Origin of the sequence: Breznakia sp. PF5-3, from assembly GCF_029504745.1 — a bacterium.
In the GTDB taxonomy this organism is placed as follows: Bacteria; Bacillota_I; Bacilli_A; order Erysipelotrichales; family Erysipelotrichaceae; genus Breznakia.
Map to the genome: position 1 here is coordinate 1 of NZ_JAQFIQ010000024.1, position 15,034 is coordinate 15,034.

A 15,034-nucleotide genomic window follows, 5' to 3' on the forward strand; every position below is an offset into this window, starting at 1 on the left:
TTACATCGATATGATGTATGTGATAAACTAGTATTGTCTTTCATTAGACCCTCCTTGTTATTGTTGTAGCTGCCAGGCTACTTTCTACTATAACATGGAGGTTTCTTTAAGTTCTTTTACCACCCGCATAGCAGGTGGTATTTTTTTGCGATAATAAAAGCCCTGCTCACTACATTAGTAAGCAGGGCTTTTCTATTCTTCTTTAATGTGTTTACATTTGTTTTACAACTCCACACAAGGAGCAGTTGAGATTATAATCAAAGAAATACAGTTTGCACTGTCTTTACTTTTTATTCTTAATTTCATCCAACACTAAAGATATAAATTCTTCTTGTTTCAAAGTTGTTGTTTTTTGTTCACCATATCTTCGGAAACTAATTGTTTTTTCATCACGTTCAGTATCACCTAAAATTAGCATAAATGGATATTTTTGCATTTGATTCTCACGAATTCTGTATCCTAATTTTTCTTCGCGATCATCCATTTTCACACGAATACCATTTTCCATCAACAAGTCGTATACTTGTTTTGCATATTCCAAATGATATTCATTTTTTACTGGTAACACACTAACTTGACCTGGAGCTATCCATGTAGGAAATGCTCCTCCATAATGTTCTATTAAAATCCCGATAAATCGCTCAATCGAACCGAAAATTGCTCTATGCAGCATAATCGGACGTTTTTTCTCACCGTTTGCATCCACATAAGTCAAATCAAAACGTTCAGGAAGATTAGCATCTAGTTGAATTGTACCACATTGCCAACTTCTCCCTAAAGAGTCACGGATATGAAAATCTAATTTTGGGCCATAAAATGCACCATCCCCAGGATTGATTTTATACTTTTTCCCTGATTTCTTAATCGCTTTCTCTAAAATAGCTTCAGATTTATCCCATGCTTCGATTGTTCCTATATATTTATCTTCAGGACGAGTAGATAATTCTATACGATAATCTAAGTCAAATGTTGAATATAACCGATCAATCAACCCTAATAATTTAATAATTTCATCTTCAATTTGTCCTTCATGCATGAAAATATGTGCATCATCCTGTGTAAACGTACGCACCCTAAATAATCCATTTAATGCTCCACTAGCTTCATGACGATGTACTTGGCCTAATTCACCTATTCGCATTGGAAGATCTTTATAAGAGTGTAATCCATTCTTATAAACCAACATTCCGCCAGGACAATTCATAGGCTTTATAGCAAACACTTTATCATCAACTTCAGATGTATACATATTCTCTTTGTAATTTTCCCAATGACCACTTAATTCCCACAATTCTTTACTCATCATGATTGGCGTTTTAATAAATTCATACCCTTCTTTTACATGTTCTTCATACCAATAGTTTTCTAACATATTTCGAATAACCATTCCATTTGGTAAGAAAAAAGGCATGCCTGGTGCAAACTCACTCATCATAAAAATATTTAATTCTCGCCCAAGCTTTTTATGATCGCGCTTTTTTGCTTCCTCTAAAAGTGCCAAATAATCATCTAATTCTTCTTTTGTTGGAAAACATACACCATAGATTCTCTGTAAAACTTTGTTATTTTTATCACCTTTCCAATAGGCACCAGAATGTTTCATCAATTTAAAATTACGACATTCTTTAACTGTATCAACATGAGGTCCTCTACATAAATCAACGAAATCACCTTGTCGATAAATTGTAATTGTTCCATCATCTAAATCATTGATTAAATCAATTTTATATAAATCATCTTTGAACATGTCTAATGCATCTTTCTTTGATATTTCTTCCTTAACAATACGTTTTCCGTCTTTACAAAGCTTTTTCATTTCTTTTTCAATCTTTGGAATATCTTCATCTCTAATTACATCATCACCTAGATCTATGTCGTAGTAAAAACCCTCACTTACGACTGGTCCTACCCAAAATTTTGCATGTGGATACAAATGTTGAACAGCTTGTGCCAGTACGTGTGCACAAGAATGATTTAGCTTATTTAGATATTCATCATTCAAAAAATCAACCATTTTCTTTTCCTCCTAATATAAATAAAAGTCTCATCGCCAAAGGACGCTGAGACTTACGTGGTACCACCTTATTTTGTGTAATTAATACACCTCTTGCAGAAGTAACGCCTGCTACACGGTACACCTTTTCAGGGACAGCTCAAAGGGAGTAAATCTAAATTATCTCAAGAAGTTTTCACCACCACTTCTCTCTCTGCATCAACGAAATAGATTCATATCCTTTTCATAGCTTTTATACTTTATTTTATACAACAAATAATCAAATTCGTCAACTATTTAAGATTTTACTCAATATATGCAAGAACATTAGCATTTAATTATTTCTAAATAGCGTTTTAAAGCATCTTTCCAATCTGGCAACCGCTTAAAATTGTGTTTATCTAATTCACCTTTATTCATTCGCGAGTTATTTGGTCGTTTTGCTTTGACAGGAAACTCATCACTATTTACAGGAATAACTTTTACATCTATATTTGCTTGCCTAAATATTTCACAAGCAAAATCATACCAACTGCATATTCCTTCATTGCTTGCATGATATGTTCCATAAGCTTCACTTTGTATCATATCAACAGCTAAGATTGCCAAGTCATAAGTATATGTTGGTGATCCAATTTGATCATCCACAACTTTTATTTCAGGATATGTGCTTCCAAGTTGCAACATTTTTTTCACAAAATTATTGCCATTCACTCCAAAAACCCAGGAAATTCGGATAATAAAATGTTTCTTATATTTCTCTACATCAAGCTCTGAACGATATTTTGAATCACCATAAATATTTAATGGCTCCCTTTTATCATACTCTTTCCAATATGCTTCTCCTTGACCATTAAAAACATAATCTGTAGAAAAATACATGATTGGAATATTTAATTTCTCACATACATCCAAAACATTTTTTGTACCTTCGACATTAATCTTATAGCAAAGTTCTGAATTATCTTCTGCTTGATCAACTGCAGTATATGCTGCACAATGAATTACTGCGTCATAATTTCCTTGCGTAATTACTTGTTGTACTTGCTTTGAATTAGTAATATCCATTTCTTCAATATCTACTCCAACTGCATTAATCCCTCTTTTCTGTGCTTCATTGACAATATCATAACCTAACTGTCCTTTATAACCCGTTACTAGCAATTTCATATTTATTCACCTCTCACCACTTTATTTATTTAAAATCTTTTTAAAACTCGATTATATACCAACAAAATAATAACATCTGCATTTCTTAAATTGAAAATCAATTTAGAACCCCCCGTTTGTATTCCTAATTTTTGTATGCGATATTTCACAACACGCTTAGAAAAAAAAGATAAATTAGCATTTTCTAAAATATTTACAAACATTTGTCTCATATCTTCTTTCAATAATGGATGCATTTCACCTGTAGAAACACCATTCATATCGTAACGAATAAAAAGATCATTAACAAATTGTATAGAAATATTATTTTCTAGCAATTTAATATAATAAGGACAATCTTCTAATAACTTGTATTGTTCATCAAAGTATCCATATTTTTGAAAAACATCTTTCTTATAATAAGTACATGAACCACTTATCAAATCTGCATATTTATATAGATGTTGCAATATTTTTTTAGAATCCTTTTTTAATATTTTAATTTGATATTTAGTAGGATAACTTCTTGCTTTTAAAGGTCGAATTCCTTCACGCACCCCCGTGATAACCAATGCTTTACAATTTTGAAATTCTTCATTAACCCTGCTTAAAACATTTGATGAATAGAATTCATCTCCGCACGATAAAGGAATAATATAACTACCATTTGCCATTTTAATAAGTTTATTGAAATGCTTTACAGTCCCTATATTATTCTCGTTATGATTTATAATCACTTGTTTTGTTTTTTGTTGACATTTTAATGCAATGGATTGCATTTTTCTTTTATCATAATTTTTTGAACAATCATCACTTATGATGATTTCAATATTTTTATATGTTTGTGAAAGAATTGATTCAATTGTTTTGTCCAATAAAACTTCGTTATTATAGCACATAACAATGACACTCATTAATTGCTCATCCATACTGTTCTCCTATTCATATATACTACCTTCTTGCAAAGGAAAGCAAAAACTTAAATAAAAAATTCGGAATAAATTTCATAACAATTTCAAACTTCACAAGGTCAGGTGCCAAATACCGATACTTTATAAGTTTACGAATATTCTTATTCTTTCTCGCATATGCAAAATCTTTGATTTCTTCTAAGTCTTTGTGATTTGGATATTTTCTTTCCAAATCCTCTATTTTTCTAATTGAATTTTCGACTCGTTTTTGGACGTAATCTTGTTTGGAATTAATGTTTGGCAATATGCCACTTACGTTATTTCCATGTCTTCGATATTGAACTAATGCCTCATTCAGAAAAGCTACTTTACCTTCCGTACTTGCACATGACAACAGCCATGTATCATGTGCGGTAACACCAGATAATGGAAGGGTACTTCTAGCAAAATCACCTCGAGCAACAATACTCATTCCAACAGCATAAGTAACAAAAATATTGTATTTTGCAATATCATCATATGTTTGCCAAGAATCATAATTTTTATGATTATATTTTCTTACACTATCGCGTATTATATTATCTTTTCCATCAATTATTTGGCGATCTGATGCAACCAATAAAGTATCCGTATCATTGAGATATTGTACACATTTTTCGATCTTATTTGGCATCCAAATGTCATCTTGGTCACAAAATGCTATATATTCCCCTTTGGAAGCTTCTAGTAACTTTCCAAAAGCTAAAATATAATTCAAATTTTTTTCTTCGTAGGGAAGTAATTCATAAGAAAAATTAGTTATGTATTCTTTAAAAATCAAAGGATCTGTTCGCTTATCAACACAATCATCAAATACATATATTTTAATATTCGTATATGTTTGTTGATTTATAGATATTAGCTGTTTCTTCAAATAATCTAAATTAGGATTATATACAGAAAGTAATATATCAACTCGCCCTCTTTTCACTACTATCACCTCCACACTCATCACAAAGCAAAGAATATAAGTTTTAAAACTTATATTCTTCCTTTTTCTTTATACATTTTATCAAAATATTCTTGATATTCACCACTTAAAATATTTTGCCACCATTCTTTATTATCCAAATACCACTGGATCGTTTGCTGTATTCCTGTATCAAAATTATACTTAGGTTTCCAACCTAATTCTGTTTCTAATTTTTTGGGATCAATCGCATAACGCATATCATGTCCTTTTCTATCTTCTACAAAATTAATTAAAGATTCTGGACGATCTAACGCCTTTAATATAGTCTTTACAACCTCAAGATTTGTTCTTTCATTATGTCCACCCACATTATATACTTCGCCATCTTTTCCTTTTCGGATTATTAAATCAATTGCTACACAATGATCATACACATGCAACCAATCTCTAACATTATCCCCTTTTCCATAAACTGGTAGACTTTCATTGTCAAGTGCCCGAGCAATCATTAAGGGGATTAGTTTTTCCGGAAAATGGTATGGCCCATAATTATTTGAACATCTGCTAATTGTAACTGGCAACCCAAATGTCCGTTGATATGCTAATACAAATAAATCAGCTGCTGCTTTTGCACTACTATAAGGACTAGATGTATGTAACGGTGTCTCTTCAGTAAAAAACAAATCTGGGCGATCTAATGGTAAATCTCCATAAACTTCATCAGTAGATACTTGATGATAACGTTTAACACCATATTCTTTTGAAGCATCTAAAAGAGTTGTTGTTCCCATTACATTCGTTTTTACAAAAATTTCTGGATTTTCAATACTTCTATCAACATGTGATTCTGCAGCAAAATTGACTACTACATCAAATTTTTCTTTTTTGAATAAATCAAAAATAAAATCACGATCAGCAATATCTCCTTTTACAAATTTATAATTCGGTTTGTTTTCTACGGATTTTAGTGTTTCCAAATTCCCTGCATAGGTTAGCAAGTCTAAGCACACAATTTCATCCTCTGGATATGTGTCCACCATATAATGAACAAAATTCCCTCCAATAAAGCCAGCTCCGCCTGTTACTAAAAATTTCATATTATTTGTCTCCTTCGTAAATAAAATTACAATCACTCTCTTCAAGTGTTGGGCCAGATATATCTTTCTCACTTAAAATAGGTTCAATTCCATTCAATAGCTGTCCCCAATCAACCCCAATGCTAGGATCATCATATCGAATTCCTCGATCACATTCTTTAGAATATTCGGAATCTACTTTATATTGAAATTCTACATCATCGCTCAAACATAAAAATCCATGTGCAAACCCTTTGGGTATAAATAACATTTTCTTATTTTCATCACTCAATTCAACACTTACCCATTGCTTATATGTTGGACTTCCCTTTCGAATATCTACAGCTACATCTACAACCTTTCCGCGCGTACAACGCACAAGCTTTGCTTGAGCATGTGGATTGTTTTGAAAATGAAGTCCTCTTAATGTTCCTCTTTTTTGCGACATAGAATGATTATCTTGAACAAAATCATTTTTTATTCCTAAATCCGAAAATTTAGTAGCAGAGTAAGTTTCCATAAACCAACCCCTATGATCACCAAAACAGTCTGGTTCAACAATCAAGACTTCTGGTAAATCTGTTTTTATAACTTTCATTTATTTAACCTCTTTATCAATATACTTACGATCTAAAATCTTTTTAAGATACTTTCCATACTGATTTTTCTTATAAATATCATAAATCGTATTTAATTCATCATGATTAATCCAACCATTATCATATGCAATTTCTTCAAGACATGCAATCTTTCTATTTTGATGTGTTTCAATAGTATGTACAAAATTTGCTGCATCTATAAGAGATTCATGTGTTCCTGTATCTAACCATGTGAATCCATCTCCTAATAGAGTCACATTTAATTCATCATTTTCTAAATAAATTCTATTTAAATCTGTAATTTCTAACTCACCACGTTCACTAGGTTTTAAGGCTTTTGCATACTCTACCACTTTATTATCATAGAAATATAGACCTGTTACTGCATAGTTCGATTTAGGTTTCTTTGGTTTTTCTTCCAATGATTTTGCTTTTCCACCTTCATCAAATTCTACCACGCCAAACCGCTCTGGGTCTTCCACATAATATCCAAATACAGTAGCACCTTTTTCCTTTTCAACTGCTGCTCGTAAACGTTTTGTTAGTCCATGCCCATGGAAAATATTATCTCCTAGAATCATAGCACAGCTATCATTAGCTATAAATTCTTCACCAATAATAAAAGCTTGTGCTAAGCCATCAGGTGAAGGTTGAACTTTGTAGCTTAATTCAATCCCAAACTGATTCCCATCACCTAGCAATTCTTTAAACCTAGGAGTATCTTCTGGGGTAGAAATAATTAATATTTCTTTTATACCTGCACTCATTAAAATAGATAAGGGATAATAAATCATTGGTTTATCATAAATAGGTAATAATTGCTTACTTGTTACTTTTGTAAGTGGATATAATCTAGTCCCACTTCCACCTGCTAAAACTATTCCTTTCATAGTTTGTCTCCTTTTTAATATATTGTTATATTTTTCAAAATAAAACTTCTTAGAAAAAGCAAAATCTTTCCACAACATTATACTATATTTATAACTCTTATAGCAATAATGGATAAGGATATAAAGAATTATTTCATATTTCTTATTACTCTAATAACCTCTACAATCTTACTCCTAAAGATATATAGTAGAATAAACATAATTACCATAAAACCATATCTAAGCATATTATCTGTATACAAAAACAAAATAACAACATTACCAATTAAAAACAAAGTAGAGATTATGATAATGGACTTTAAATCATAAATACTTCCGGTTTGATAATTTTCAATATTTTGAGCACATACTTTTTCCATATAATAAATGTTCATAATTGCATAGAGAATGTAGGAAAATAATGTAACATAACCCGCTGCCAAGTAGCCAAATATTTTTATTCCAATATAATTAAATACAACATTTACAATTGCAGCAGTAATAGATGATTTTACCATATAAGATTTTTTCTCATAATAAAACATAACATTGATGCTCATTTGAGATAGAAACAAAAACAGCATACTCCCTGCAACTGGAGGAACAATCCATATAGCTTCTACATAATTTGCTCCGCCTAACAACGCAATTGCTTCAGGTCCAAAGAAAATTAATAAAATTAGTAATGTTGCTACAAACATAATTAGCATATTTGATACTTTCTTCAAAGGCGCATAATTTTTCTCCTTAATTCTATTATACATCCAAGGAACATAAGAATTATTGATTGCGGTCATCACAAAAGAAAGTAAAATGGAAAATTGAAAAGCAAATCCGTAAATCCCCGCTTTATCGCGTCCGCTCATTTGACTAATCATAATTCTGTCTGATTGATTAAAAATCACTTCTGACAAATAATAAGGAATAAGCGGGATATTAAATGTCAGTGCATATTTCCAATATTTTTTCGAGAATATTTTCTTTCCACGTTTCAAATTCAGAAAAAAGAATAGGACACCAAATATAATATATATAAGGGCATTTGAGACAATTCTTGCACTCCCTTTATCATCTAATGAAAGTACAGCTATTACACCTAACACAGATGATAAAATAGTTATTGTTAATGTTACAAATATCATCGAGCGATAATGAAATGAAAACCTTTCTTTCGAACTCCAAAAAGCCACAAAAGCATGTCCAAGAATTTCTAATAACATTACAACAAAAAGAAGCATCGGAATCTCAAGAATATTGCTCCAAAAAGAAGGATTAATTAAATATATGAGGAATACAAAAAAAGACAATACCAAACATAAACCTTGAATCGATGATATATATGTATCACGATCTTTATCAAACTTAGACATTGCTGTATTAAATGAACCATATTGTAAATTTAGTGTAGTAAAAATCATAACAATCCCTAACCAAGAATTATAAATGGTGTATTGCCCATATTGATCTGTTGTTAACAAACGAGTAAAAATAGGAAGAGTTAAAAAAGCAATACCTCTTTGGAGAATACTACTTATGGTATACCATATAGAAGCTTTTACTTCGACTGGCAAACCTATATATTTATTTAATGCTGATTTAATTTTATTCATTATATTCATCCTTTAACAAGCCATACCATAGTAAATCATGATATCCCAAATCGTTATGTAAATGATTTCTAAACTTACCTTCATAAACAAAACCAAATTTTTCATAAAACCGATTAGCTCTTTTATTTATATTCAAAACACATAAATAAATCCGATCCAATTGTAATTCATTAAATGCATATTTTAAAATTTGTTCAGTGGCTAAGGCCGCAATTCCTTTTCCTTTAGCAATATCACGAATACTTATTGCATATTCAGCATTTTTATTCTTTTGATCTATATTTTTCAAAGAAATCGTTCCCAAATATTCATCATTTTCCTCAACAATTGCAAAATGTTGATTCGTTTGTGAATATGAATGTTCAATAAAATTTTCGACATCTTCTTTTTTCATAGAAGTGAAATTTGTTTGAAAAATATCATTATTAACACGATTATGCATCCATTCCAACATCAAAGGTGCATCTTCTTTTTTTAACCGTCTCAACATAACCATCATTGTACCTCTTCTCTTTTTAGTAAGCATTTATTACATTTACAACATATTCTATTTCATTAAGTGTAAGCCCATAATACATTGGCAAACTGATGATTGTTTCTGAGATTTTTTCACAGATTTCTAATGTACCTGCATCCATTCCTAATTCAGCATATGCTTCTTGTAAATGCATTGGAATAGGGTAATGAATCATCGTTTGAATTCCTTTATCATTTAAATATTTTTCAAACTCTGCTCTGTTCTTTGTTCGAACCGCAAAAATATGCCATACTGGAGTTACAAAATCACTAACCTTTGGCAATCCGATTTTTTTATTTTTAATATTGTTCAAATAGTAATTAGCGATTTCAGTTCTTCTTTTATTCCATTTATCTAGATAATCTAATTTTTCAGATAAAATAGCAGCTTGCATTTCATCTAAACGTGAATTTGTGCCCATATAAATATGATGATATTTATAATCTGATCCATAATTACCAATCGCTCTGATTTTATCTGCAAGTTCTTTGTCATTTGTTGTCACAGCTCCTGCATCTCCCATAGCTCCAAGGTTTTTTCCCGGATAAAAACTAAAACCTGCAGCATCTCCCAAAGATCCTACTTTTTTCCCCTTGTATTTCGCCCCTTGTGCCTGAGCAGCATCTTCAATAACTTTTAAATTATATTTTTGAGCGACTTTCATTATAGGATCCATGTCACAAGGTTGCCCGTACAAGTGTACAGCAATTATAGCTTTTGTATTCTCTGTTACTTTTTCTTCTATTTCAGAAGGATCAATATTATAAGTTTCTTTATCAGGTTCCACGAATACCACCTTTGCACCAACATAAGAAACCGCAAGTGCAGTCGCAATATACGTATTTGAAGGAATGATAACCTCATCTCCAACACCTATACCATATGCTTGTAAAATTAGGCGCAATGCATCTAAACCATTACCACAACCTACAGCATATTTACATTCACAATAGTTTGCAAATTTTTCTTCAAACTTCTCATTTTCTTTTCCTAAAATATACCAATCAGAATCCATCACTCTTTTTACAGCTTCATCTAATTCATTTCTTATCTCAGAATGCATTATATCAAGAGCATTAAATTTTACTATATCTTTCATTTGTTTACTCCTTTTCACCAAAATAAAGTGTCGCTTTTTTTAAATAGTCATCATAGTCCCGCAAATATTCATCTTCTGCATAATGTTCTGATGCCAAAACAAGCAAAACACTTCCTGGTGAAAAATTTGACATTTCTCTCCATACCATCGGCCCTATATAAAGACCTATTGCTGGGTTATTTAATGTTATTTTTTCTTTTTCATCTGGTGTAGAAATTTCAATATCAACACTACCATTCAAACAAAGCAGCACCTGTTGTAACTCTCTATGTGAATGAAAGCCTCGTGTAGTATTTTCTGGGACTTTGGTTAGATAGTAAATACGTTTAATCTCAAAGGGAACATCAATAGCAGATTCTATTGGTGTTAAATGACCCATTGGTCGAGTTTGGTTATGTACGTCAGTGATATCTTTAAAATGTATCATTTTTGTGTTTTTCATTTTGTTCTCCTAATAAAATAACCTTTTTACTTTACCTATTATATAACAGTATTGAAATACTAAGCAAATAACATTTAATGATTTAATGATACTCTAATTAACCGATAAGTTTTTTTCAAAAAAGTAAAGGATGTAAATACCAATTTTACTCCATTTACAAAGAAACCAAATAATTGCTTCTTTTCAATATTGTTTAATGCTTTATTAAAGATAACATTTGCCTTCTTATAGCGTTCAGATTTTACCTCTGAAAACTTATAATCAACATACGTATGAGCATCTATAATTTGTGCCACTTTCCCATGTCTATATTCTCTAGTAATATATTCCATATATAAATATTGTCGAAGTAGATTATTTCTTGAAATACTTTGTGATGTCATTCGATACTTTAGAACCGTATCATTAATGTTTGAAACTCTATATCCGGCTAATATTGCTCGTAATGTAAAATCATAATCTTCACATAGCGGCATTTCACGATATCCATTTAGCTTTATAAATAAATCTCGTTTCGCCAACCAGGTAGGATGAGCAATACATTGATTATACCTAATTACTTTTTTTATTACTTGTTCATTAGTAGGAATTTTTTTAATTGAATACAAGCTCTCACCATCTTCATTAATAATTTGTGTATTTCCTCCAATTAAGTCCAAATCATTATCTCTTAGATAACGAATTTGCTTCTCAAATCGATCTTCACTAGAAATATCATCTGCATCCATTCTTGCAATATACTTTCTTTGTGCATATTTTAAACCTTTATTCAAAGATTTTGTAAGTCCTAAATTTTTTTCATTAACATAGAATTGTATTCTTTGATCATTAAGAGCATATCCATTAATAATATTTTTATGAAGCATATTATCTGGATTGTCTAAAATAATAATAAATTCAAAATCTGTATAGGTTTGTTTCAAAATGGATTCTATCGCAGATCTCAAAAAATGCTCAGGCTCTTTATATGTTGACATTATTACCGATATCATAAGTTATTTTCCTTCCTACGTAAGTTTAACACATACATTCTTTTTATATTATACAAACTAATTTATTAAATCCCATTCTTGCTCTAATTCTTTATACCGTTCTTTAATTCTTTGTTGTTGTTTGGAAGAAAGTGTATATGTATGATTCAAATATTCATGAACTCTTTCTATTTCTCTTAAATATTCTTTTTTCTTTGTTACTAAAGTAGTATTGTCTCCATGAACTCTATAATAGTTATTAGCATTCGTAGAATATAAAATATTACCTTCGCTTAACATTTGAATATAAAACATCCAATCACCAACCTGTTTAAACTCTTTTGCTTTTATAAAATACGGTACATAATTATTTTCAGAATTCTTAAATAATACTGAAGATACATTAATAATCGTACAGTTTAAGTACATATATTTCATAATTTCATCATACCCTAAATTACTGTAAGAAGATGCCCAATGACCAGTTTGATCCAAATCAATTAGTTTCTCTGAGTCTTTTAGAATAATATTAGTTTTCTTATTTATATATTGTGTTTTACAATAAGCAATCATAGGTAATTCATCTTCATTTTCCATTTTATTAATTAAATCTTTTGCGAATGAAGGTGTACAGTAATCATCTGCTTCCGCAATCCAAACATAATCATTTGAGGCGCATTGGAAAGCCTTTTCCCATTGATTAAAAACATTACCACTATTTGTGTCATTAAATTGAAAAGAAATATTAACAGCATCTTTTAACTCTTCTACAATTTTCATAATCAATTCTTGACTCCCGTCACTTGAACAGTCATCCAAAATAATAATCTCATCAATCTTATAGTCCTGATACAAAATACTATAAATTCTTTCATATAAATAGTGCTTATAATTATAGTTTGGAATAATTGCAGATATCTTGATATTTCCTGATTTAAGAGTTTTTTGTTTTGTTGCAGCAGAAATCAAATCTTTCATTGCTATTTCTTTAGAAATTATGCGTTTCCTAAAATCTAATTTCTTTGCAATTTGATAAAGTGATATCGTTATATTTGAAATAAATATTAATCGATGACTTACTAAAAACAATAATATGCGATAATAAATACGATTAATTTTTCCATGTGTTTTTAAATGATTGTTGAAATATCCATTAGATACTAGATTAATCCCCTTACTCTTTCTATAAAATGTTTTTAAATATTTGTATCTATCTAAAAAGGGGCCTATTGTGATAAGTGAGTAAATAAAGAATAATAAAATTTGATTATATATAATGATATCCTCGTATTGTTCTTTATCTTTAGAATCCATTCTTTCCAAAGCCATTTTAACAGCTGGGAAAACATTAAATTTATTAAAATCAAATATTCTATTTTGAACAGATTCTGCATTTTGTACATACATATAATATGTTTCCTCTGTGTAAACAATCGTTTTAGCATGTGCAATAATTGGAATTATTGTAGCCACGTCTTCATTAATTATCCCCTCAACAAACGTTAATTTTTCAAAGCATTCTTTACTAAATATTTTTGCACATGGAGACGCAATAAAAGGATTCGCAATTAATTCCTTTTTATTATGAAAAGAAAAACTACTTTTTGTCATCTTTTCATTTTTTAGGATTATATCACAAATTGCAATATCTGCATTTCTTTCACTTACACTTGTGTATAACTCTTGCACATAATTATCTGGAATAACATCATCTACATCAATAAAACAAATATACTTTCCTTTAGCTTTTTTAATGCCAATATTTCTCGAAAACCCAGCTCCGCTATTTTTTTCATTTGTGTATATACTATAAAAATCAGGAAGATTTTGTAAATAATTTATCGTATTATCTGTAGAACAATCATTTATAAGAAGTACTTCAAAATTTTGTAATGTTTGTCTTTTTAAAGCTGCAATTATATTTTTTATGTAAGCCTCACCATTATATATGGGAATTATAATACTTACATCAACTGTTTCATACGCTTTCATATTTCTGCATCCTCTTCCATTATCTTTTCCAACTTTTTCAATGACTTTAGTATCTCTTGATTTCTAAATAATGATCTTTGTCTATCATTTTTTATTGTCTTATGAAGAGATTTCCCTTCATTATGAATAATTTCAATTTCTGGATCATAGATGAAAATTAAACTATCTTTTACACATCGATAATATAAAAACTCTTCTTCATGATATAAAAACGTACCCGGATAAAAAATATCCTTTCCGTACTTTTCATAATAAGTCTTTGAGAAAATCAAGGCACAACCATGCAAACCAACATCATATACTCGTTTATCTCCATTTTTCAGTTTGTCTTTCTTTCTAAAAACATGTTTACTCCACGAATAGATTTTAAATATACAATACAAAAAATAATTCTCATATATTCGTATTACTCTTTTTGTATACTGAATCTTATTTTTTACTACTTCAAGGTCTTTATACACAGGAAAAGGATTTGATGAATCCAAATCCTCTGGTAATATTTTTGGTCCTAATACATGAAACTTTGTCGCATCATGTATTTTATATATTTTAGAAATAAAATCACTCTGATTTATAATTGTGTCACTATTGATTACACATAAAAAATCTGGTTTGTATTTTCTTATTGCAACTTCACAACCTATGTTATTTCCCTGTGCAAAGCCAATATTTTCTTTTAACTCTATAAAATCTACTCCTGTTGCTTTAATTTTCATTATATCTTCTGGAATATTTGAATGATTATCAACAACAATTATTGAATGCTCTTCCGTCAATAATTGGATACTTTGTATACAAGAAAGCGTATCTTTAATAGATTTATAGTGTAAAATAACAAATGTAACCATAGTAAC

General features: G+C 30.0%; 14 protein-coding genes. All 14 read right to left on the bottom strand.

The window, feature by feature from the left end:
• Positions 1-283: 283 nt before the first annotated feature.
• The gene (gene thrS, locus M2475_RS06875; RefSeq protein ID WP_277490443.1) at positions 284-2,014 is read right to left on the bottom strand and encodes a threonine--tRNA ligase; all 1,731 of its coding nucleotides are present in this window, start codon (positions 2,012-2,014) and stop codon (positions 284-286) included.
• 306 nt (positions 2,015-2,320) lie between these two features.
• Complete coding sequence (gene rfbD / locus M2475_RS06880) at positions 2,321-3,163, bottom strand: dTDP-4-dehydrorhamnose reductase (protein ID WP_277490444.1); 843 nt, start codon at positions 3,161-3,163, stop codon at positions 2,321-2,323.
• A 29-nt stretch (positions 3,164-3,192) separates the two neighbouring features.
• On the bottom strand, positions 3,193-4,071 hold the full coding sequence (locus M2475_RS06885) for a glycosyltransferase (RefSeq protein ID WP_277490446.1): 879 nt from the start codon (positions 4,069-4,071) through the stop codon (positions 3,193-3,195).
• Positions 4,072-4,093: 22 nt separating this feature from the next.
• Positions 4,094-5,023: a glycosyltransferase gene (locus M2475_RS06890; RefSeq protein ID WP_277490447.1), complete on the bottom strand. Its 930-nt coding sequence runs from the start codon at positions 5,021-5,023 to the stop codon at positions 4,094-4,096.
• Between the two features lie 50 nt (positions 5,024-5,073).
• The gene (gene rfbB, locus M2475_RS06895) at positions 5,074-6,102 is read right to left on the bottom strand and encodes a dTDP-glucose 4,6-dehydratase (protein ID WP_277490448.1); all 1,029 of its coding nucleotides are present in this window, start codon (positions 6,100-6,102) and stop codon (positions 5,074-5,076) included.
• A 1-nt stretch (position 6,103) separates the two neighbouring features.
• Positions 6,104-6,679 (bottom strand): dTDP-4-dehydrorhamnose 3,5-epimerase, encoded by a 576-nt coding sequence (gene rfbC / locus M2475_RS06900; protein WP_277490449.1) that lies wholly within the window; start codon positions 6,677-6,679, stop codon positions 6,104-6,106.
• Positions 6,680-7,570, bottom strand: a complete 891-nt coding sequence (rfbA, locus tag M2475_RS06905) for a glucose-1-phosphate thymidylyltransferase RfbA (RefSeq protein ID WP_277490450.1) — start codon at positions 7,568-7,570, stop codon at positions 6,680-6,682.
• 128 nt (positions 7,571-7,698) lie between these two features.
• Positions 7,699-9,159, bottom strand: a complete 1,461-nt coding sequence (locus M2475_RS06910; protein ID WP_277490451.1) for an oligosaccharide flippase family protein — start codon at positions 9,157-9,159, stop codon at positions 7,699-7,701.
• Entirely contained in the window at positions 9,152-9,649 is a 498-nt protein-coding gene (locus M2475_RS06915; RefSeq protein WP_277490454.1) for a GNAT family protein, read from the bottom strand. The genes M2475_RS06910 and M2475_RS06915 overlap by 8 nt, the downstream gene beginning before the upstream one ends.
• 25 nt (positions 9,650-9,674) lie before the next feature.
• Positions 9,675-10,775 carry a DegT/DnrJ/EryC1/StrS family aminotransferase gene (locus M2475_RS06920; RefSeq protein WP_277490455.1) on the bottom strand — a complete coding sequence of 367 codons (1,101 nt, stop codon included), beginning with the start codon at positions 10,773-10,775 and terminating at the stop codon, positions 9,675-9,677.
• Positions 10,776-10,779: 4 nt separating this feature from the next.
• A complete protein-coding gene (locus M2475_RS06925) occupies positions 10,780-11,217 on the bottom strand; it encodes an FdtA/QdtA family cupin domain-containing protein (RefSeq protein ID WP_277490456.1) in 438 nt (145 codons plus the stop codon).
• Positions 11,218-11,291: 74 nt separating this feature from the next.
• Positions 11,292-12,209 carry a glycosyltransferase gene (locus tag M2475_RS06930; RefSeq protein WP_277490457.1) on the bottom strand — a complete coding sequence of 306 codons (918 nt, stop codon included), beginning with the start codon at positions 12,207-12,209 and terminating at the stop codon, positions 11,292-11,294.
• Positions 12,210-12,266: 57 nt separating this feature from the next.
• Complete coding sequence (locus M2475_RS06935; protein WP_277490458.1) at positions 12,267-14,180, bottom strand: glycosyltransferase; 1,914 nt, start codon at positions 14,178-14,180, stop codon at positions 12,267-12,269.
• Positions 14,177-15,028 (bottom strand): hypothetical protein, encoded by an 852-nt coding sequence (locus M2475_RS06940; protein ID WP_277490459.1) that lies wholly within the window; start codon positions 15,026-15,028, stop codon positions 14,177-14,179. The genes M2475_RS06935 and M2475_RS06940 overlap by 4 nt, the downstream gene beginning before the upstream one ends.
• Positions 15,029-15,034 lie beyond the last annotated feature (6 nt).